The following is a 21023-nucleotide window of genomic DNA, read 5'->3' as shown; positions in this document are numbered from 1 at the left end:
GCAATCCAATCCACGAAGGAGACAAAGATGACGATGCGGATGAAGGCGTTGGCCGTTGCGGCTGCGTTCGGTTTTGCGGCGATGGCCTCACAGGCCCATGCCGACGGCAATGCAGTGAAGATCGGTTTCATTACCGATATGTCGGGCCTGTATACCGACATCGACGGGCCGGGCGGGGCGGAAGCCATCAAGATGGCCATCGCCGACTTCGGCGGCAAGGTCCTCGGCAAGCCGATCGAGCTGGTCACCGCCGATCACCAGAACAAGGCGGACGTCGCGGCGTCCAAGGCGCGCGAATGGTTTGACCGTGATGGCGTGGACATGCTGATCGGCGGCACGAACTCGGCGACCGGCCTGGCGATGAACAAGGTCTCGGCGGAGAAGAAACGTGTCTACATCAACGTGGGTGCCGGCTCGGATGCCCTGACCAACGACCAGTGCCAGCCGTACGGCGTGCACTATGCCTATGACACCGTCGCACTGGCGCGTGGCACCGGCTCGGCCGTCGTGAAGGCCGGCGGCAAGTCGTGGTTCTTCCTGACGGCCGACTATGCGTTCGGTCACGCGCTGGAGAAGGCCACGGCCGATGTGGTCAAGGCCAACGGCGGTACGGTGAAGGGCGAGGTGCGACATCCGCTCTCGGCCTCGGACTTCTCGTCGTATCTGCTCCAGGCGCAGGCGTCGGGCGCCCAGGTGCTGGGCCTGGCCAATGCTGGCGGCGACACGGTCAACGCCATCAAGGCCGCGAAGGAGTTCGGCATCAAGGGCAAGATGCAGATCGCCGGTCTGCTCGTGTTCATCAACGACATTCACTCGCTGGGGCTGGATAACACCGGCGGCATGTACTTGACCGATAGCTGGTACTGGGACAAGAACGACAAGACGCGTGCCTTCTCCAAGCGTTACTTCGACAAGATGAAGAAGATGCCGTCGAGCCTGCAGGCCGGCGATTATTCGGCCACGATGACGTATCTGAAGGCGGTTCAGGCCGCGGGCTCGACCGACGCCGACAAGGTGATGGACGAACTGCACAAGATCAAGATCGACGACATGTTCAGCAAGGGCTACATCCGCAAGGACGGCTCCATGATTCACGACATGTACCTGATGCAGGTCAAGACCAAGCAGGAATCGAAGGCGCCGTGGGACTACTACAAGATCGTCGCCACGATTCCGGGTGACAAGGCGTTCACCACGCCGCAAGAGTCGACCTGTCCGATCTGGAAGAAGTAAGCGCCGTTAGCACGATGCTCCGAAAGCGGCGGGACGCGTGTCCCGTCGCGACCTTTCTCGCAGAGAATCGATTTCGATGGAATTACTAGGCATCCCCCTGCCGGCGCTGTTGAGCCAACTGCTGCTGGGACTGGTGAACGGCTCGTTCTACGCCATGCTGAGCCTCGGCCTGGCGGTGATTTTCGGCCTGCTCAACGTGATCAACTTCGCGCACGGCGCGTTGTTCATGCTGGGGGCCATGCTCGCCTGGATGGGCGGCAACTATCTCGGCCTCAATTACTGGGTCATGTTGATTCTCGCCCCGTCGTGGTGGGCATCATCGGTATCGTCATCGAGCGCACCATGCTGCGCTGGATCTACAAGCTCGATCACCTGTACGGCCTGTTGCTGACGTTCGGCATCACGCTCGTGCTCGAGGGCGTCTTCCGTTCGATCTACGGCGTGTCGGGGCAGCCCTTCGACGCCCCCGACATGCTCTCCGGCGCGACCAATCTCGGCTTCATGTTCATGCCGAACTATCGCGCGTGGGTGGTGGTGGCTTCGCTCGTGGTGTGCTTCGCAACGTGGTTCGTGATCGAGAAGACCAAGATCGGTGCGTATCTGCGCGCGGGCACCGAAAACCCGAAGCTGGTGGAAGCGTTTGGCGTGAACGTGCCGCTCATGATTACGCTGACCTATGGCTTCGGGGTGGCGCTCGCCGCGTTTGCGGGCGTGCTCGCCGCGCCCGTTATCCAGATCTCGCCGCTCATGGGGCAGTCGATGATCATCACCGTGTTCGCGGTGGTCGTGATCGGTGGTATGGGCTCCATCATGGGCTCTATCCTGACCGGTCTGATGCTCGGGATCATCGAAGGCTTTACCAAGGTGTTCTACCCGCAAGGGTCTGCGACCGTGGTGTTCGTCATCATGGTGATCGTGTTGCTGCTGCGCCCGGCAGGGTTGTTCGGCAAACAAAAGTAAGGGGCGGAACCATGCAACAAGAGACGCAACAACGGGTGCTTTATTCCCTCTTGCTACTGGCGCTGATCGTCGCGCCGTTCGCCGGGGCGTATCCGGTATTCATCATGAAGGTGCTGTGCTTCACGCTGTTCGCTTGTGCGTTCAACCTGCTGCTCGGCTTTACGGGTCTGCTGTCGTTCGGCCATGCCGCGTTCTTTGGCAGCGCAGGCTACGTCACCGGTTATGTGGTGCGCAATCTGGGGTTCACGCCGGAAGTCGGCATCATTGCGGGCGTGGCGGCCGGGGCGTTGCTCGGCCTCGTCATGGGGGTGCTGGCGATCCGGCGGCAGGGCATCTACTTCGCGATGATTACGCTGGCGTTGGCGCAAATGCTGTACTTCCTCTGCCTGCAAGCGCCGTTCACCGGTGGCGAGGACGGTCTGCAAGGCGTGCCGCGCGGCAGCCTCTTCGGCCTGCTGTCGCTCGATTCCGACCTCACGCTTTACTACGTGGTGCTGGCCATTTGCGCGTTGGGCTTCCTGCTCATCATGCGTGTCGTGCATTCGCCCTTCGGTCAGGTGCTCAAGGCGATCAAGGAGAACGAGCCGCGCGCCATCTCGCTCGGCTACGACGTCGATCGCTTCAAGCTGCTCGCATTCGTGCTGTCGGCCACGCTCGCCGCGCTGGCTGGTTCGACCAAGACGCTGGTGCTGGGCTTCGCGACGCTGACGGACGTGCATTGGACGATGTCGGGCATGGTGATCCTGATGACGCTGGTGGGTGGGCTGGGCACGATGTTTGGTCCAGTGGTGGGGGCGGTGGTCATCGTTGTGCTGGAGAACAAGCTCGGCGACATCGGCGACTGGCTCGCGACGGCCACGGGCATCACCTGGTTCCAGACGCTCGGCGAGTCGGTGACGATCGTCATCGGGGCGATCTTCATCATCTGCGTACTGGCCTTCCGCCGCGGACTGGTGGGCGAGCTGGTGGCGCGGAGCCGGTTGTTCCGTCCTGCGCGCACCACGGCGCAACCTTCTTGACGGAGGCGCGGGCGCACCGGCTTGGGGCGCCCGCTCTTCACCCTGGCGCACGCGTGTCGGAAAAAACCTAATCCGTAGGGGTAAATGCTGACTTGTGGTGCATCGGGTGCTCCTTTATTCTCTCCTTCAATTCGCGTCACGGCAGGATATAGGGGCGAGGATCGAGGAGACAATAAGCGCGATAACGCGCACCGCCAAAAAGGGAAGCGCTGTTGGAGAAAACTCCAACAGCGCTTTTTATATTGGGCTTCGCCGCAGTGCGAGGTCGTCATCCGCAGAAGCCCGATTCTCGTCCCTCGACAGTCCTGGTCGCATGCCCCGCCCCCCTCACGTTCCCACACCAGCACTTTTGCGCGCCCATGTCCGGCGTGTCATTGCGGCGGGCGGAGCACGTCCCGAAAAACGCCTGTTTGCCGATTGGGGTGACGGATGTTGACGAGTTGGGCGCTGACCGATTGGCTGATGCTCGCAGTCGGGGCGTTCGTGGCCGGTCTGGTCGATGCGGTGGTCGGCGGTGGCGGGCTGGTCTCCGTACCGACGCTTTTCGCCGTCTTCCCGAACGCGGCGCCGCCGTTGCTGTTCGGTACCAACAAGCTGGCCGGAATCTGGGGCACGGCATCGGCTGCGCTGCGCTACGCGCGCGGCATTCAACTGCGCTGGGCCATTCTGTTGCCGGCCACCGTCGCCGCCTTCCTGCTTTCGTTTTGTGGTGCATACGCCGTCTCCCATGTGCCGGCCGACGTGCTTCGCAAGCTGCTGCCGTTCGTGCTGACCGGCGTGGCGATCTACACCCTGCGCAAGAAGGATTTCGGGACGGTTCACGCCCCCGTGACAGGTGGGGTGGGGGTGACCCTCATGGCGATCGCCGTGGGCGGCGCCATCGGCTTCTACGACGGTTTCTTCGGCCCCGGTACGGGCAGCTTCCTCGTCTTCCTGTTTGTCCGCCTGTTTGGGCAGGACTTCGTCAACGCCTCGGCGTCGGCGAAGATCGTGAACGTGGCGACCAACCTGGCCGCGCTGTGGCTGTTTGGCATGGGCGGGCACGTTGCGTGGCAGGTTGGCCTCGGCATGGCGGTCATGAACGTGCTGGGCAGTCAGGTGGGCAGCCGGCTCGCGCTCAAACGTGGCGTGGGTTTCGTGCGACGCATGTTCCTGTGTGTGCTCGCCGTGCTGATCGTGAAGACCGGCTATGACGCATTGCTTCGCGGCTGACGGGAGACCGGGCAGCATCGCGCGTGCGTAAGCGCGGCATTGGGGGTGATGGGGGGAGGGTCGTGAAGGGTCGTGGAGGCGGCGCCGGGCGCCGTTCGGACGTGAGCCGTTGCGGTTGAAGCCACAGGTGGGGAAACCGCACTTTACGAGAAGGCGCCGGTGCCCGTAAGATGAGCGACAATTTGCCGACTGCGCGGTCGGTTAATATCGGGCCGGCGGGTTCAACAATGGTCAGAACAACGAATTCAAAATTTTTGCGAGGAGACCCAAATGAAACTGAAGTTGCTGTGCGTGGCGTCGGCGATGATGCTGGCTACGGGCGTTGCGAGCGCCCAGGTGAAGATTGGCGTGTCGCTGTCGGCGACCGGTCCGGCGGCTTCGCTGGGCATTCCCGAGAAGAACACCATTTCGCTGCTGCCCAAGACGATCGGCGGCCAGTCGGTGCAGTACATCCTGCTCGACGACGCGACCGACACCACGACGGCCGTCAAGAACATGCGCAAGCTGATCAGCGAAGATCACGTTGACGCCGTGCTCGGCTCGACGGTCACGCCGAACTCCCTGGCGATGGTCGACGTGGCGGCAGAGACGCAGACCCCGATGATCTCGATGGCCGCGGGCGCTGCCATTGTCGAACCGGTGGACGCCAAGCGCGCCTGGTCGTTCAAGACCCCGCAGAACGACATTCTGATGGCCACCGCCATTGCCAAGCACATGGCCGACAACGGCGTGAAGACGGTCGCGTTCATCGGCTTCTCCGACGCCTACGGCGAAGGCTGGCACAAGGAGTTCCAGAAGGCTGCCGATCTGAACAAGATCAAGGTCGTGGCCAATGAGCGCTTCAATCGTGCCGACACGTCGGTCACGGGCCAGGTCCTCAAGATCATGGCGGCGAATCCGGATGCCGTGCTGATCGCGGGTTCAGGCACGCCGGCAGCGCTGCCGCAGCGCACGCTCAAGGAGCGTGGCTACAAGGGCAAGCTGTACCAGACCCACGGCGTAGCCAACAACGACTTCCTGCGCGTTTGCGGCAAGGATTGCGACGGCACGTACCTGCCGGCGGGCCCGCTGCTCGTCGTCGACCAACTGCCTGCCGACAATCCGGTGAAGAAGTCGGCCGCTGCCTACAAGGTCGTGTATGAAAAGGCATACGGCGCGGGCTCCATCTCGACCTTCGGCGGTCACGCCTGGGACGCCGGTCTGTTGCTGCAGAGGGCCATTCCCGTTGCGCTGAAGAAGGCCAAGCCGGGCACGGCCGAGTTCCGCGCGGCATTGCGCGAGGCCCTGGAGAACGTCAAGGACATGCCGGGCACCGCGGGCATCTTCAACATGAGCGCGAAGGATCACAACGGCCTGGACCAGCGCTCGCGCGTGATGGTGGAAATCGTCAACGGCAAGTGGAAATTGGCGAACTGATGGACGCCGGGGCTGCCTATAGCTCACAGGCATGCCCCGCTGTCACCACCGATGGATCTGCGGTATCTGTGCCCGGTTGGACTGACCGGGCCGGAAGAACGGGCGTTCGCGCCCGTTTTTTTTGAGCGTGGTAGTTTCGCGCTTCGCAAAGAGACGGCAGGACATGCGTTTGCGAGCGGCACCTGAGAGGCCGCATTGTCCCAACCTGATCGCCGCCGCCGGGGGGCTGGCCGGCCGATCCTTTCGAGCGTAAATCCATGACGGGTGAATTCGAACACCGCAACCTATCGTTGGTGTTGTTACAGACGCGGGAAGCGGCAATGGGGCTGTTCCGCCCCTTGCTCAATCGTTACGACATCACGGAACAACAATGGCGTGTCATAAGGGCCGTCAACGATAGCGAATCCGGGGAAATGGAAATCGGGCAGGTCGCGCGGGAGTGCTGCATCCTCAGCCCGAGCCTGTCCGGCATGCTGGAGCGCATGGAGGCGTCGGGCCTCATCATTCGCCGTCGGATGGCTGTCGATCAGCGTCGCGTGATGGTGTCGCTCACGCCATCGAGCCGCGCACTCTGCAAAAAGCTCGGTCCGCTGGTCGAGGCGCGCTATCGCTATCTGGAAGACAAGGTCGGGCGAGACACACTCGCCGAGATCTACCGGCTGCTCGACGTCGTACGCGAGGCCCTGCCGCCGGAGGTGCTGGCCGCTGCGCCATCGCTGCCGGCCAAGCCGCGTCGCCGCCGAAAGGTGGCGGAATGAGCGTTTGCGGGAAACCTGGCATTGCGCGGATGACCGGTGCACGCCCGGCGCCGGTGGCGTGGACGGCATGGCAGGCAGCGACGTCACTCGAGACAAGACGTCGATGACTCAGTAGTCGCCCGAGTTTTACCAATGCATAATGATTTATACAATACATAATTCTGTGCGCTGTCACACGGGGACCGTGGGGCGTAGGGATATGAAGGGGAACGGGGCGGCAGCGCGCTGCGCCGTGCATCACACCGGCTGTCTCGCCAGTCGGCTCAAGAAGTACTCAAACGAAGTGAGAGGAGCATGGATCTTTCGATTGCAGCCATCCTGGCGCAGGACGGCATCACCACGGGTGCGATTTATGCCTTGCTGGCATTGGCACTGGTGCTGGTGTTCTCCGTCACACGCGTCATCTTCATTCCGCAGGGCGAGTTCGTGTCGTATGGCGCGCTTACGCTGGCGGCACTGCAAACCCAGAAGTTTCCGCTGACGAGCTGGATGCTTGTGGCGATGGGCGTATGTACGTTCGTCGTGGAGACGGCGGGCGTCTTGCGTCACAGCGAGCGTCGCAAGCTGGTGGGGCGCTTGGTGCCGACGCTTGCGGGCAAGTACCTGGTGTTTCCGATTGCCGCGTTCTTCGTCGTCAGGGCGTTGGCACCGATGAATCTGCCGATGCTCGTCCAAATCGCGCTCACGATGTTGCTCGTCGTGCCGATGGGGCCGATGCTCTATCGTCTCGCGTACCAGCCGCTGGCGGAGGCGAGCACGCTGTTGCTGCTGATCGTCTCGGTGGGCGTGCACTTCGCGCTGACGGGGCTGGGGCTCGTGATGTTCGGGGCGGAAGGCTCGCGCACGCAGGCGTTCTCCGACGCCAACTTCAATATCGGCTCCGTGATGGTGTCTGGCCAGAGCCTGTGGGTGTTGGGTGTCTCGGTCGTGATGATCCTGGCGTTGTACTTCTACTTTGATCGTTCGCTCTCGGGCAAGGCATTGCGTGCGACGGCCGTGAACCGGCTGGGTGCGCGGCTCGTGGGCATCGGCACGGTGCAGGCGGGGCGTCTGGCGTTCACGCTGGCCGCCGTGCTGGGCGTGCTGTGCGGCATCTTGATCGCACCGATCACGACGATCTATTACGAGTCGGGCTTCCTGATCGGCCTCAAGGGCTTCGTGGGCGCGATCATCGGCGGTCTGGTGAGTTATCCGGTTGCGGCGCTGGGCGCCATTCTGGTCGGCCTGTTGGAGTCGTACTCGTCGTTCTGGGCGAGTGCGTACAAAGAGGTCATCGTCTTCACGCTGATCCTTCCCGTGCTGCTGTGGCTGTCGCTCACAAGCAAGCATGTGGAAGAAGACGAGGAATAAGCCGGGGCGGACCACAGAATGAAAAACAAATACTTCCTGATTTTCCTGGTGGTGCTGGCCGTGTTGCCGGTGCTGCCTGCACCCGTGCGTTTGCCTGAGTACTGGGTAACGCTGCTCAACTACATCGGTCTATACAGCATTGTGGCCATTGGTCTTGTGCTGTTGACGGGCGTGGCGGGCATGACGTCGTTCGGACAGGCGGCATTCGTCGGTCTGGGCGCCTACGCGACGGCCTATCTGACGACGGCCTATGGCGCGTCGCCGTGGCTCGGCCTGATCGTCGGGGTGATCATCACCGCGGCGGCAGCGCTTGTCATTGGCGCGATCACCATGCGCCTGTCGGGCCACTTCCTGCCGCTGGGCACGATTGCATGGGGCCTGGCGCTGTACTACCTGTTCGGCAACCTCGAGTTCCTGGGCAAGTACGACGGTCTGAACGATATCCCGACGATCAGCCTCTTCGGCAAGGAATTGGCGAGCGGGCGTCAGATGTACTACCTGATCTGGATCGTCGTGGTGCTGGCGGTTGTATCGGTCAAGAACCTGCTTGATTCGCGTCCTGGCCGCGCCATTCGTGCGCTCAAGGGGGGGGCGTGATGGCCGAGGCGATGGGCGTGAACACTGCGTGGATGAAAGTGGTCGTGTTCGTGTACGCCGCCGTGCTCGCCGCCATTTCGGGCTGGTTGTACGCGCATTTGCAACGCGCCGTGAATCCGACGCCGTTCAACCTGAACCACGGCATCGAATACCTGTTCATGGCCGTGGTGGGGGGCGTCTCGCATGTGTGGGGCGCGGTGCTCGGCGCCGCGATCCTGACCGTGCTCAAGGACTACCTCCAGAACATCCTGCCGATGCTATTGGGTGCGAACGGCAACTTCGAGACCATCGTCTTTGGCGTGTTGCTGGTGCTGCTGCTGCAATATGCGCGCGACGGCGTGTGGCCCTTCTTCGGCAAGATCTTCCCGGCGCGTCGTGTCGCGAAGGCGCCGGAGCAAGCGGATCCGCTGGGTCATCGTGCCAAGCCGGCGGTTGGCGAAGTGGTGCTGACGCTGGACAAGGCGCGCAAAGAGTTCGGCGGTCTCGTGGCGGTCAACGACGTCTCGTTCCAGGTCAAAGCGGGCGAGATCGTGGGCCTGATCGGGCCGAACGGCGCTGGCAAGTCGACCACGTTCAACCTGGTAACCGGCGTGCTGCAGGCCACTCGCGGAGAGATCTCCTTCCTCGGCGAGCGAATCGATCGGCTGCCGTCGCGCGAGATCGTCAAGCGCGGTATTGGCCGTACATTCCAGCACGTACGCTTGATGCCGCAGATGAGCGTGCTCGAGAACGTTGCGATTGGCGCCTATCTGCGAGACAAGAACGGGCTGCGCCGACGTCCCCAGGGGGGCGTGTGGTCCAGCGTGCTGCGTCTTGATCGTCAGGAAGAAGCCATGCTGCTGTACGAAGCCAAGCGACAGATCGAGCGTGTGGGTCTCGGCGCGCACATGTATGACGAGGCGGGCAGTCTCGCGTTGGGCCAGCAGCGTATTCTGGAAATTGCACGCGCATTGGCGTGCGATCCGACATTGCTGCTGCTCGACGAGCCGGCAGCCGGCCTGCGCTACAAAGAGAAGCAGGCCCTGGCCGATTTGCTCAAGAAGCTCAAGGACGAAGGGATGAGCGTGCTGCTGGTCGAGCACGACATGGACTTCGTGATGAACCTGACCGATCACCTCGTCGTGATGGAGTTCGGCACCAAGATCGCCGAGGGCCTGCCCGAAGACGTGCAGAAGAACCCGGCAGTGCTCGAAGCGTACCTGGGAGGAGTGGAGTGATGGCAGACGCGATTCTGGAGGTCAAGGACCTCGCCGTGGCGTACGGCAAAGTCGAAGCGGTGCACGGTGCGCATCTGCGGGTGGGGGCGGGCCAGATCGTCACCGTGATCGGTCCGAACGGAGCGGGCAAGTCGTCCATGCTCAACGCCATCATGGGAGCATTGCCGCACAACGGCTCCAGCCGTGGGAGCGTTGCGTATCTCGGTCACGAGATGTCGGCGCTGGGCATCGAAGCCCGCGTGGCCCGCGGCATGTGCCTGGTGCCGGAAAAGCGCGAGTTGTTCTCGACGATGACCGTCGAGGACAACCTGTTGCTGGGGGCGTACCGTCGCAAGCGGGCGGGGGAGAAGAACTTCCTGGACCAGATGGAAGTCGTCTACGCCCTGTTCCCGCGTCTCAAAGAGCGCCAGAAGCAACAAGCGGGGACCTTGTCGGGCGGTGAGCGCCAAATGCTCGCGGTGGGCCGTGCATTGATGGCCAAGCCGCAGCTGCTGATGCTTGACGAGCCCAGCCTCGGGCTGGCACCACTGATCGTCAAGGAAATCTTCCACATCATCAGCGACTTGCGTAATACCGGTGTGGCCACGCTGCTGATCGAACAGAACGCCCGCGCGGCGTTACAGGTGGCCGATTACGGCTACGTCATCGAGACGGGCGAACTCGCGTTGGAAGGCCCGGCGCAAGAACTGGCCAACAACCCTAAAGTCATTGAAACGTATCTGGGGCTGGCGAAGAAGGCTGCATGAAGGGCGTCGCTTGTCGCGTTGGTACCTCGGAGAGCCCGCCAGTTTGGCGGGCTTTTTCATTTCCGAAGGTTGACCGGCACCTGTCGGCGACTGTTATCTGCCCCTATTTTTTGACGAAGTGAGGGGCGCTTTCCGCTGCACCGGTGGGCTCACTTATTCACAGTTGCTTGTGGATATTTGCAGCGCTGCAAAATCCATGGCGCACTGCCGCAATAAGGGGTTTGGCGATATTTTCGAGAATCTCAAGGAAATGACATTTGAGGTTATCCACAGAAAAGCAAATTCCCGAAAGCGATTTGCGGGGTAAGCGGACACCTGTGGATATGCGGGTTTCAAAGTGCGATGCCAGGAGGCGCTTTCGATTTTGTAGCGTCGCTTTTGCTTCCGAGGTTTTCACTTAGAGCGTGAGGTGAAATAAGGAAGCAGAAACGCCGCGTCCCTGCAATCAGGTTCCGTGCTCTCATCCGTCCGGGCAGTGGTAATTGATCGTTGGCACACTGATTGTGCTCCACCTCAACGTCACTCCCTCAGGGCTCCGCCAATCCCACTACTACTGCGTTCGATCTCTCAACCGCGTCCTCCATCATTGAAGTCCGCTGGCGCCGCCGAGATGGAAAAGGGGGATGGTGGAATTCGAGGGTGAGGGGGTGGAGTCGTACCTTCACGTCGCGGAAAAGCCAAAGCATCCGCCGAGTCCACCCAACCACGTTTCACGTGAAACACCGAGTGACGATCTGGCGATGGTTGTCCTGGGGCAATGGATTGGCGGAGATTACCGGTGCCCTGACGGAGCGACTTTCAAGTGGAGCGCAGTCGGGGTGCCGGTGATCTCCGCTGCCCGGAGGTGGGTGAGGGTGAGGGCCGAATTCGAGGGTGGGGTGTGGTGGCGTCGTGACTTCACGTCGCGGTAACGTCAAAGCATCCGCCGAATCCACCCAACCACGTTTCACGTGAAACACCTAGCGACGATCTGGCGATGGTTGTCCTCGGGCGATGGATTGGCGGAGATTGCCGGTGCCCTGACGGAGCGACTTTCAAGTGGAGCGCAGTCGGGGTGCCGGTAATCTCCGCTGCCCGGAGGTGGGTGAGGGTGAGGGCCGAATTCGAGGGCAGGCTGGTGGGGTCGTACCTTCACGTCGCGGAAAAGCCGAAGCATCCGCCGAATCTACCCAACCACGTTTCACGTGAAACACCGAGCGACGGTCTGGCGATGGTTGTCCTGGGGCAATGGATTGGCGGAGATTGCCGGTGCCCTGACGGAGCGACTTTCAAGTGGAGCGCAGTCGGGGTGCCGGTGATCTCCGCTGCCCGGAGGTGGGTGAGGGTGAAGGCCGAATTCGAGGGCAGGGTGGTGGAGTCGTGCCTTCACGTCGCAGTAAAGTCAAAGCATCCGCCGAATCCACCCAACCACGTTTCACGTGAAACACCGAATGACGATCTGGCGATGGTTGTCCTCGGGCAATGGATTGGCGGAGATTGCCGGTGCCCTGACGGAGCGACTTTCAAGTGGAGCGCAGTCGGGGTGCCGGTAATCTCCGCTGCCCGGAGGTGAGTGAGGGTGAGGGCCGAATTCGAGGGCAGGGTGGTGGAGTCGTGCCTTCACGTCGCAGTAAAGTCAAAGCATCCGCCGAATCCACCCAACCACGTTTCACGTGAAACACCGAATGACGATCTGGCGATGGTTGTCCTCGGGCGATGGAATGGCGGAGATTGCCGGTGCCCTGACGGAGCGACTTTCAAGTGGAGCGCAGTCGGGGTGCCGGTGATCTCCGCTGCCCGGAGGTGAGTGAGGGTGAGGACCGAATTCGAGGGCAGAGTGGTGGGGTCGTGCCTTCACGTCGCGGTAAAGTCAAAGCATCCGCCGAGTCCACCCAGCGACGTTTCACGTGAAACCGTCCCCTACACCATCGTCGTTTTGCCAACGTTCCACGTGAAACACCTCAGCGGTTACAAATGATGCACCGCAATACCGCTATAATTCCGCCATTACCGAATCCAGAGAGTTTGCCGTTCGCGGCAATATGACGATGCTTTATCCGACCGAGTTCGACGTGATCGTAGTGGGTGGCGGCCATGCCGGCACAGAGGCTGCGCTCGCCTCGGCCCGCATGGGCTGCAAGACGCTTCTGCTCACCCATAACATCGAGACCCTCGGTCAGATGAGCTGCAATCCCTCCATCGGCGGGATCGGCAAAGGCCATCTCGTCAAAGAGGTCGATGCACTGGGCGGGGCCATGGCCGCCGCGACCGACGAGAGCGGTATCCAGTTTCGCATCCTGAATTCGTCCAAAGGGCCCGCTGTGCGCGCCACCCGTGCCCAAGCCGACCGAATTCTCTACAAGCAGGCTATCCGCCATCGCCTCGAGAATCAGCCCAATCTCTGGCTCTTCCAGCAAGCCGTCGAAGACCTCATCGTCGAAGGCGAACGTGTCGTAGGCGCCATCACCCAAGTGGGGCTGCGTTTCCGCGCCCGCGCCGTGGTTCTCACCGCCGGCACCTTCCTCGACGGCAAAATCCACGTCGGGCTGAACAACTACGTTGGCGGGCGCGCCGGAGACCCGGCCGCCGTCAGCCTGTCCGCTCGCCTCAAAGAGTTGAAACTACCGCAAGGTCGGTTGAAAACCGGTACGCCGCCACGCATCGACGGCCGTTCCATCGACTTCTCCGTTCTCGAAGAGCAGCCCGGTGACCTCGATCCCGTTCCCGTGTTCTCGTTTCTTGGCCGCCCCGAACAGCATCCGCGCCAAGTGCCCTGCTGGGTCACCCACACCAACGAGCACACCCACGATATCATCCGTGGCGGACTCGACCGGTCGCCCATGTACACCGGCGTCATCGAAGGCGTCGGTCCGCGCTATTGTCCGTCCATCGAAGACAAGATTCACCGCTTCGCCGACAAGACGTCGCACCAGATCTACCTCGAACCCGAAGGCCTCACCACCAACGAGTTCTACCCCAACGGCATCTCCACCAGCCTGCCGTTCGACGTACAACTCGAACTCGTCCGCTCGATGAAAGGCATGGAGAATGCCTACATCCTGCGTCCAGGCTATGCCATCGAATACGACTACTTCGATCCCCGTGGGCTGCGCAGCTCGCTCGAAAGCCGCGTCATCTCCGGGCTCTTCTTCGCGGGTCAGATCAACGGAACCACGGGCTACGAAGAGGCCGCCGCCCAAGGGCTGCTCGCCGGCATCAACGCCGCGTTGCAAGTACAAGGCCGTGATGCCTGGTGTCCGCGCCGCGATCAGGCGTACCTTGGCGTGCTCGTCGACGACCTGATTACGCGTGGTGTCTCCGAACCCTACCGCATGTTCACCAGCCGCGCCGAGTATCGCCTGTCGCTGCGTGAAGACAATGCCGACATGCGTCTGACCGAAGTCGGCCGCGAACTCGGTGTCGTCGACGACACGCGCTGGGAATCGTTCTGCCGCAAACGCGACGCTGTTTCACGTGAAACAGAACGTCTCAAATCGACGTGGGTGACACCGAAAACCTTCCCGGCCGAAGATGCCGTGCCGCTGCTCGGCAAAGCCATCGACCATGAATACTCGCTGGCCGATTTGCTGCGTCGCCCAGAAGTTGGCTACGACGCCCTCATGGCCGTGCAGGGCGGCCGTCTTGCCGCCGAAACACCGCTCTCCGACGATCCGCTGCAAGCAAACCAGATTCGTGAACAGATCGAGATCGCCGCCAAGTATCAGGGCTACATCGACCGCCAGGCCGACGAGATCGTGCGTAAGGAAGCCAACGAGAACACCGTGCTGCCGGCCAACATCGACTACAACGAGGTGCGCGGGCTGTCGATCGAAGTGCGCCAGAAGCTGGGGGCGCAGCGGCCTGAGACACTGGGCCAGGCATCGCGTATCTCCGGCGTGACGCCCGCCGCGATCTCGCTGCTGATGATCCACCTCAAGAAGGGGCTCGGACGCCGTCGCGCGTCAGGGGAAGCGACCGCTGCCGCCGATGACGGCGACGCACACGCAGCCTGACGCGGAGCCCTCATGACCGATCCGCGACGTTCCGCCGCCAACGGCGGCAATGAGCTGGCCGTGCTCTTGGCCGACGGCATCCGGCAACTTGGCCTGTCCATCAGCGACGCACAACAGCAGCGCCTGCTCGACTATCAGGCGTTGCTGGCGAAATGGAATGCCTCGTTGCAGATGACCTCCATCCGCGATCCGCGCCAGATGGTCGTCAAACACTTGCTCGATTCGCTCTCTATTCTGCCGCGCCTTGACCGTGAGCCAATTTCACGTGTGCTTGACGTGGGCTCAGGCGGTGGGCTACCCGGCGTGGTGCTCGCGATTGTGCGTCCCGACTGGCAAGTGACGGTCAACGACATCGTGCACAAAAAAACAGCGTTCCTCACGCAGGCCCGCGCGACATTCAAGTTGACCAATCTGACGGTCGTGACCGGCCGGGTCGAGTCACTCGTTGTTGGCAAGGAAGTGAGCGCCCCTTTCGACGCCATCGTGTCGCGCGCCTTTGCTGAGCTGACCGATTTCGTCACCCTCGCGGGAGCCTTGCTGGCTCCTGACGGCAGCTTCTGGGCCATGAAAGGCGTGGCGTCCGAGAGCGAACTCGCGCTGCCGGCCGGCTACGCACTGGTTGAGCGCCTGGCGCTGAACGTCCCATTTCTCGACGCCGAGCGTCATTTGCTTCGGGTGAAGGTAACAGCATGAATAAGATGACCCGCTGGGCAGGGGCCGTCATGGTCAGTTTTTCGGTGGTTGCCGCGGTCGCATGGGGTCAATCCGGACAAGAATCGCTGACGACACGCGTGCGGCCGGTACAGAAGATCGACAAAGCGCGCTACGTCGGCACCTGGTACGAAATAGCACGCTATCCGAATTTCTTCGAGCGAAAATGTGTGTCGGACGTGACGGCGCAGTATGCCGCGCGACCGGACGGGCGGATCGAAGTCACCAACCGATGCCGCAAGGACGACGGTACGTGGGTCAGCGATACCGGTCTGGCACGCACCGATGGGCAGGGCACCGGCACGGCTCGCTTCAAGGTGACGTTCGCGCCGCAATGGTTGCACTGGATTCCCTGGCTTTGGGCGAACTACTGGGTTATCGTGCTCGACGACGACTATCAGTTTGCCGCTGTCGGAGAGCCCGGTCGCGAGTACCTCTGGGTCCTCTCGCGAACGCCGTCGATGGACGACAACGCACTGAATCAAATGCGTGCCCAGTTGCGCAAGCAGGGCTACGACACGGACAAACTGGTGTTGACGCCCCAAAAGGCGAGCGCTCCAGTAGTACCGCCCGTCGGCGCATCTGACGCCGGTCAGCGAAGGCAATAACTGAGCTTTACTCAGATAATCGAATTTGCGGGACGGAGCGAATAGCGCAAGTCGGGCCTCAGCCAGCCGGCGGTCGCTGGCGGCACGGCGCGTTCGCACCGGTTTCATCCCGGCGTCATCTGCATCAATCGCATCAACACGGCAGCATTCGGAGGACTACATCGGCATGGCGAAAATTTTCTGCGTGGCCAATCAGAAGGGCGGCGTCGGCAAGACGACCACCACGGTGAACCTCGCTGCCGGACTGGCGTCGCACGGGCAGCGTGTCCTGTTGGTCGACCTTGATCCGCAGGGCAATGCGACGATGGGCAGCGGCATCGACAAAGCCGCTCTCGAATCGAGCGTGTACGAAGTGCTGGTGGACGGTGCCGATGTGGTCGCGAGTTGCCAGCGCTCTGAGTCGGGGCGTTACGATGTGCTGCCCGCGAACCGTGAACTCGCGGGAGCGGACGTGGAACTCGTCTCGCTCGACAATCGCGACACCCGATTGAAGCTGGCGCTCGCCAAAGTCGACGACGCGTACGATTTCGTCCTCATCGACTGCCCGCCCACGCTCTCGCTGCTCACCCTCAACGGCTTGTGCGCGGCGCACGGCGTGATCATTCCGATGCAGTGCGAATATTTCGCGCTCGAAGGGTTGTCGGATCTCGTCAATACGATCAAGCAAGTGCACGCGAATCTGAACCGCGACCTGCAGGTGATCGGCCTGCTGCGCGTGATGTTCGATCCGCGCATCACGCTGCAGCAACAAGTCTCGGACCAGCTCAAGGAGCACTTCGGAGACAAGGTATTCAACGCGATCATTCCGCGCAATGTGCGACTCGCTGAAGCGCCGAGCTACGGCATGCCGGGCGTCGTTTTCGATCCCGCATCGCGTGGCGCGAAGGCATATCTGCAATTCGGCGCGGAAATGATCGCGCGTATTCAAACTATGTAAGGCGCATTCGCGCAGGAACGCATTCACATGGCGACCAAGACCACCGCACTGAAGAAAAAGGGCCTGGGCCGCGGCCTCGAAGCCCTGCTCGGCGCCCACGCCGATAATCACAACGGCGCGACCGACGCGCGCGCCGACGGCGCACCGTCGGTCATGTCGCTCGAGCGCCTTCAGGCCGGCAAGTATCAGCCTCGCACACGCATGGACGAGGGCGCATTGCAGGAACTCGCCGCGAGCATTCGCGCGCAGGGCCTAATGCAGCCGATTCTGGTGCGTCCCGTCGATGGTGAGAAGTACGAAATTATTGCGGGCGAGCGACGTTTTCGTGCCGCACGTATCGCCGGACTGGCCGAAGTGCCGGTGCTCGTGCGCGACGTGCCCGACGAAGCCGCCGCCGCGATGGCGCTCATCGAGAATATTCAGCGCGAAGACTTGAATCCGCTCGAAGAAGCGCAAGGCATTCAGCGTCTGCTCGGCGAGTTCAACTACACGCACGAGCAAGCCGCCGAATCGCTTGGCCGCTCGCGCAGCGCGGTGTCAAACCTGTTGCGCCTGCTCAATCTCGCGCATCCCGTGCAGACGATGCTGCTCGCGGGCGATCTCGACATGGGGCACGCGCGTGCGCTGCTCTCCGTCGACGCCGCCACACAGATCACGCTCGCCAATCAAGTGGTGAACAAGCGCCTGTCGGTGCGCGACACGGAGCGCATCGTCAATGCGTCGCTCAAGCCGCAGGGAGACGGGATTCGTCGTCGCTCGGCGGAAGAGGGCGGTCGCGACGTGACGCGTCTCGAAGAAGAGTTGTCGGATTTGCTCGCGTCGAACGTCAAGATCAAGGTCGGCCGCAAAGGCGCCGGACAACTCATGATTGAATTCGGCAGCCTCGACTCGCTCGACGGCATTCTCGCGCGCATTCGTGCCGAATGACGTCGGTGTGCTGAGCGTCCTCTCGTGAGCGATCCCGCCGGCGAGTCCGTGGAGCCGACGAAGGCGAACCCGTCGCAGACGTCGGCCGTGCCTGCTTCATCGTCATCGGCAGCGCCATCGTCACAGCACGGTACCGCAGCGACGCGTGTATTGCGCGCCCTGCGCGCAACCTACGAGCGCGTGCGCGGCGATCGCGTGCTGGTCATCCTGCTCGTGGGATTCGTCGCCTTGCAGATAGCCCGGCCGGCGAGCCTTGGGGACCTGTTCGCACGCATCGATCAGCACACGATTCTCACGCTCGCCGGATTGCTGATGCTCACGCGCGCGATCGATCAGAGCGGCTTCCTCGATTGGCTTGCCCAGCGGTTGCTGCGGGCGTTTCGCACCGAGCGACGTCTCGCGCTGTTGATGGTGGCGTTCGCCGCGGCCCTCTCCACGCTGCTCACCAACGACGTCGCCCTCTTTGCCGTCGTGCCGCTCGCGCAGTCGCTCGCACGCATTGCGCCCGTGCGGATTGAACGGCTGATCATCTTCCTCGCGCTGGCGGTCAATGCCGGCTCGAGTCTCACGCCGCTCGGCAATCCGCAGAATCTCTTCCTGTGGCAACACAGCGGCATGGGCTTCGGTGCTTACGTTGTCATGATGACGCCTCTGACGTTGGCGCTCATGGCCGTGTTGCTTGTGACGTGTGCGATGGCGTTCGATTCCCGTGTTCTGCATTTTCAGCGGCGCGGCCCCGCGCATGACGTGCGCTGGCCGTTGCTGTGGGTCGCCCTGGCGCTGTTCGTGGCGTTCGTGGTACTCGCGGATCACGGTGCTGCCACCTGGGCCTGCGCGGGTGTGGCGGCGGTCCTGCTGGTCGCGCGGCGCAACGCGGTATTCGGTATCGACTGGTTGCTGCTCGCCATCTTCGTGCTGATGTTCGTGGTGCTGCGAGGTGTGGCCGGGTTACCCGAGGTGCGCGCGACGCTCGGTCAGGTGGATTTGTCCGGATCCGGCATGGCCTATATGGGGGCCGCGGTGCTGTCGCAGTTCATCAGCAATGTTCCCGCCGCGATCCTGCTCGCGGAGTACAGTCACAACTGGCCGGCGCTTGCGCATGGTGCGGCGGTCGGTGGCTTCGGCCTTGCAATCGGTTCGTTAGCCAACCTGATTGCATTGCGCATGGCGAAATCGGACAAGATCTGGTGGCGCTTTCATTGGCTCTCCCTCCCGTTTTATCTGGTGGCACTGTGTGTCGGATATGTTGCCCTCAAATGGGGATAATCGCGCATCGAAAGACGTCAAGTCGCAGCGATTGCGCAGCGTTTGGGGCATTTGCCGCGCTGCACCATGAGGAAAATCGGGCTCCTTGAGAGTTGGCGCCAAATCGGAGCATGCACTGCACAATTTCGGCGAATTTGTTGCGTGTTTCGATTGACTGGGGTTCGTAATTTCCCGTAAAATCTCGCGGATTTATCTGCTTGAAGAGCCCATTCGTTTTGCACGAGTCGGGCGGGGAGGCTACGAGATGACCGACGAAAAACGGTCGAACTTGGAACCGAAACCGCAAGCGCCGGCACGTGCAGCATCAGAGGTCTGGGACGACGAGCAGGCGCAAGAAACCATCGTTCCGCTCACACGTGCGCAGGCTGAGCGCCTGTTCGGTCCCGATGTGGGGCGCGTGTCCCGTGTGACTCCATTCAGGGTGGTGGGAGCCCAGGTACTGCTGTCGCTGGTAGCGGCGCTGGCCTGGTGGTTACTCTCGGCATCGCCACGAGACGCGGCGGTGTCCGCATGGCTGGGTGGAATGATCGGTTGGTTGCCGGGCGCATTGTTTGCGCTGCGGCTAAGAATGTCAGGTGATCGCCTCTCCGTCGGTTCGTTGATGGTGGGAGAGGCGGTCAAGGTAGCAACGACGATTGCGTTGTTTGTGGCCATAGCCTTCGGCTACCCAGGCGTGCACTGGATAGCGTTGCTGGTCACCTTCGTGCTCACGCTCAAAGTCTATTGGCTTGCGATGGCATTGAAGTAGCGGTGAGAACCCGCTCGCGCGTCGACACGCTACCGTGTGCGGATTTTCATAATTGGGTGTTTGATCGCTATGTCATTAGAAGCCGGCCACGCTCCGAGCCCGTCGGAGTACATTTCGCACCACCTGCAAAACCTTGCGAGCTCGACGCAAACCAAGATCGTCGATTTCTCGATCATCAACTGGGACACGATGTTCTGGTCGATCGCGATGGGCGTTCTGGGCTGTTTCGTGCTTTGGTTGGCTGCCCGTAAAGCGTCCTCGGGCGTGCCGAGCCGATTCCAGGGGGCGGTCGAAATGCTCGTCGAAATGGTGGAAGACCAGTCGAAGAGCATCGTGCACGGCAATCGTGCCTTCATCGCACCGCTGGCGTTGACCGTGTTCGTCTGGGTCGCCCTCATGAACTCGCTGGACTTGCTGCCCGTCGATCTGCCGTCAAAGGTGATCGGGTGGGTCGGTCTGGGCGACATCATTACCCATCACCGTATCGTGCCGACGGCCGATCTGAACGGTACGCTCGGCATTTCCGTCGGCGTGCTGATCCTGATGCTGTACTACAGCTTCAAGATCAAGGGCGCGGGTGGTTTCATGCACGAGTTGTTCACGGCACCGTTCGGTAACCACTTTCTGCTGTGGATCCCGAACCTGCTGCTCAACCTCATCGAATTCTGTGCCAAGACCGTGTCGCTCGGTATGCGACTGTTCGGCAATATGTACGCCGGCGAACTGTTGTTCCTGCTGATCGCTCTGCTGGGCGGCATCTGGAGCTTTGGCGCGGATGCGTCGGTGCTGGGTTTTGTCGGTCACATCATCGCCGGCACCGCATGGGCGATTTTCCACATCCTGATCGTGTTGCTCCAGGCGTTCATCATGATGATGCTCACGCTGGTGTATATCGGCCAGGCGCACGACCATCACTGATGGATCGTTGCGGTAGTTACGTGTTTCCCGGTTTCACAGTTTTTCAAATTTAAAGTTTCAAGTCTCTAACCAAAAGGAGTAATCATGCAAGCTTTCATCGCCAACATCCAGGGTCTGACCGCCATCGCTATCGGCATTATCATCGGTCTGGGTGCTATCGGCGCCTGCCTGGGTATCGCGCTGATGGGCGGTAAGTACATCGAAGCGTGCGCCCGTCAGCCCGAGCTGATGAACCCGCTGCAAACGAAGATGTTCCTGCTGGCCGGCCTGATCGATGCGGCATTCCTGATCGGCGTGGGCGTTGCCATGCTGTTCGCGTTCGCGAACCCGCTGCTGTCGAAGCTCGCTTAAGTTTCTTTCGGCCGGTCGCGCAATGATCCGCGCGGCCAACTGGACATGAACGGCGCG

At 61.8% G+C, this 21023-nt stretch carries 16 protein-coding genes and 2 pseudogenes; all 18 read left to right on the top strand.

Annotated elements, in window-relative coordinates; all coding sequences use genetic code 11:
- Positions 1 to 33: 33 nt before the first annotated feature.
- The 18 genes and pseudogenes from DRB87_RS22665 to atpE all read left to right on the top strand — a co-directional run bounded on the left by DRB87_RS22665 (position 34) and on the right by atpE (position 20966).
- Entirely contained in the window at positions 34 to 1233 is a 1200-nt protein-coding gene (locus DRB87_RS22665; protein ID WP_130028023.1) for an ABC transporter substrate-binding protein, read from the top strand.
- A gap of 76 nt (positions 1234 to 1309) precedes the next feature.
- Positions 1310 to 2193 (top strand): annotated as a pseudogene (locus DRB87_RS22660) (branched-chain amino acid ABC transporter permease).
- A gap of 11 nt (positions 2194 to 2204) precedes the next feature.
- Positions 2205 to 3212 (top strand): branched-chain amino acid ABC transporter permease, encoded by a 1008-nt coding sequence (locus DRB87_RS22655; protein ID WP_130027597.1) that lies wholly within the window; start codon positions 2205 to 2207, stop codon positions 3210 to 3212.
- 429 nt (positions 3213 to 3641) lie between these two features.
- The gene (locus tag DRB87_RS22650) at positions 3642 to 4424 is read left to right on the top strand and encodes a TSUP family transporter (protein ID WP_130027596.1); all 783 of its coding nucleotides are present in this window, start codon (positions 3642 to 3644) and stop codon (positions 4422 to 4424) included.
- A gap of 270 nt (positions 4425 to 4694) precedes the next feature.
- Positions 4695 to 5840, top strand: coding sequence for an ABC transporter substrate-binding protein (locus DRB87_RS22645; RefSeq protein WP_017233833.1), 1146 nt, complete (start codon positions 4695 to 4697; stop codon positions 5838 to 5840).
- 257 nt (positions 5841 to 6097) lie between these two features.
- Entirely contained in the window at positions 6098 to 6598 is a 501-nt protein-coding gene (gene hpaR, locus DRB87_RS22640; protein ID WP_130027595.1) for a homoprotocatechuate degradation operon regulator HpaR, read from the top strand.
- Positions 6599 to 6892: 294 nt separating this feature from the next.
- A complete protein-coding gene (locus DRB87_RS22635) occupies positions 6893 to 7948 on the top strand; it encodes a branched-chain amino acid ABC transporter permease (protein ID WP_130027594.1) in 1056 nt (351 codons plus the stop codon).
- A gap of 18 nt (positions 7949 to 7966) precedes the next feature.
- A pseudogene (locus tag DRB87_RS22630) lies at positions 7967 to 9762 on the top strand (ATP-binding cassette domain-containing protein).
- Positions 9762 to 10508 (top strand): ABC transporter ATP-binding protein, encoded by a 747-nt coding sequence (locus DRB87_RS22625; protein WP_017233829.1) that lies wholly within the window; start codon positions 9762 to 9764, stop codon positions 10506 to 10508. The pseudogene DRB87_RS22630 and the gene DRB87_RS22625 overlap by 1 nt, the downstream one beginning before the upstream one ends.
- 2027 nt (positions 10509 to 12535) lie before the next feature.
- Complete coding sequence (mnmG, locus tag DRB87_RS22620) at positions 12536 to 14500, top strand: tRNA uridine-5-carboxymethylaminomethyl(34) synthesis enzyme MnmG (protein WP_130027593.1); 1965 nt, start codon at positions 12536 to 12538, stop codon at positions 14498 to 14500.
- Between the two features lie 12 nt (positions 14501 to 14512).
- Entirely contained in the window at positions 14513 to 15193 is a 681-nt protein-coding gene (gene rsmG / locus DRB87_RS22615; RefSeq protein ID WP_130027592.1) for a 16S rRNA (guanine(527)-N(7))-methyltransferase RsmG, read from the top strand.
- On the top strand, positions 15190 to 15819 hold the full coding sequence (locus DRB87_RS22610) for a lipocalin family protein (protein ID WP_130027591.1): 630 nt from the start codon (positions 15190 to 15192) through the stop codon (positions 15817 to 15819). Before rsmG ends, DRB87_RS22610 begins: the two co-directional genes overlap by 4 nt.
- Before the next feature lie 166 nt (positions 15820 to 15985).
- Positions 15986 to 16756, top strand: coding sequence for a ParA family protein (locus tag DRB87_RS22605; protein ID WP_130027590.1), 771 nt, complete (start codon positions 15986 to 15988; stop codon positions 16754 to 16756).
- Positions 16757 to 16783: 27 nt separating this feature from the next.
- The gene (locus DRB87_RS22600; protein WP_130027589.1) at positions 16784 to 17683 is read left to right on the top strand and encodes a ParB/RepB/Spo0J family partition protein; all 900 of its coding nucleotides are present in this window, start codon (positions 16784 to 16786) and stop codon (positions 17681 to 17683) included.
- 150 nt (positions 17684 to 17833) lie between these two features.
- Positions 17834 to 18949, top strand: a complete 1116-nt coding sequence (locus tag DRB87_RS22595; protein WP_130028022.1) for an SLC13 family permease — start codon at positions 17834 to 17836, stop codon at positions 18947 to 18949.
- Positions 18950 to 19193: 244 nt separating this feature from the next.
- Positions 19194 to 19697, top strand: coding sequence for an ATP synthase subunit I (locus tag DRB87_RS22590; RefSeq protein ID WP_130027588.1), 504 nt, complete (start codon positions 19194 to 19196; stop codon positions 19695 to 19697).
- A 69-nt stretch (positions 19698 to 19766) separates the two neighbouring features.
- The gene (gene atpB, locus DRB87_RS22585; protein WP_017233821.1) at positions 19767 to 20615 is read left to right on the top strand and encodes a F0F1 ATP synthase subunit A; all 849 of its coding nucleotides are present in this window, start codon (positions 19767 to 19769) and stop codon (positions 20613 to 20615) included.
- A gap of 84 nt (positions 20616 to 20699) precedes the next feature.
- Positions 20700 to 20966 (top strand): F0F1 ATP synthase subunit C, encoded by a 267-nt coding sequence (atpE, locus tag DRB87_RS22580; protein WP_017233820.1) that lies wholly within the window; start codon positions 20700 to 20702, stop codon positions 20964 to 20966.
- The last annotated feature ends 57 nt before the right edge of the window (positions 20967 to 21023 follow it).

It is taken from the genome of Pandoraea sp. XY-2 (assembly GCF_004193915.1).
In the GTDB taxonomy this organism is placed as follows: Bacteria; Pseudomonadota; Gammaproteobacteria; order Burkholderiales; family Burkholderiaceae; genus Pandoraea; species Pandoraea cepalis.
Note: the sequence above shows the minus strand (reverse complement) of the source record. Positions and strands in the feature narration are given on the sequence as shown.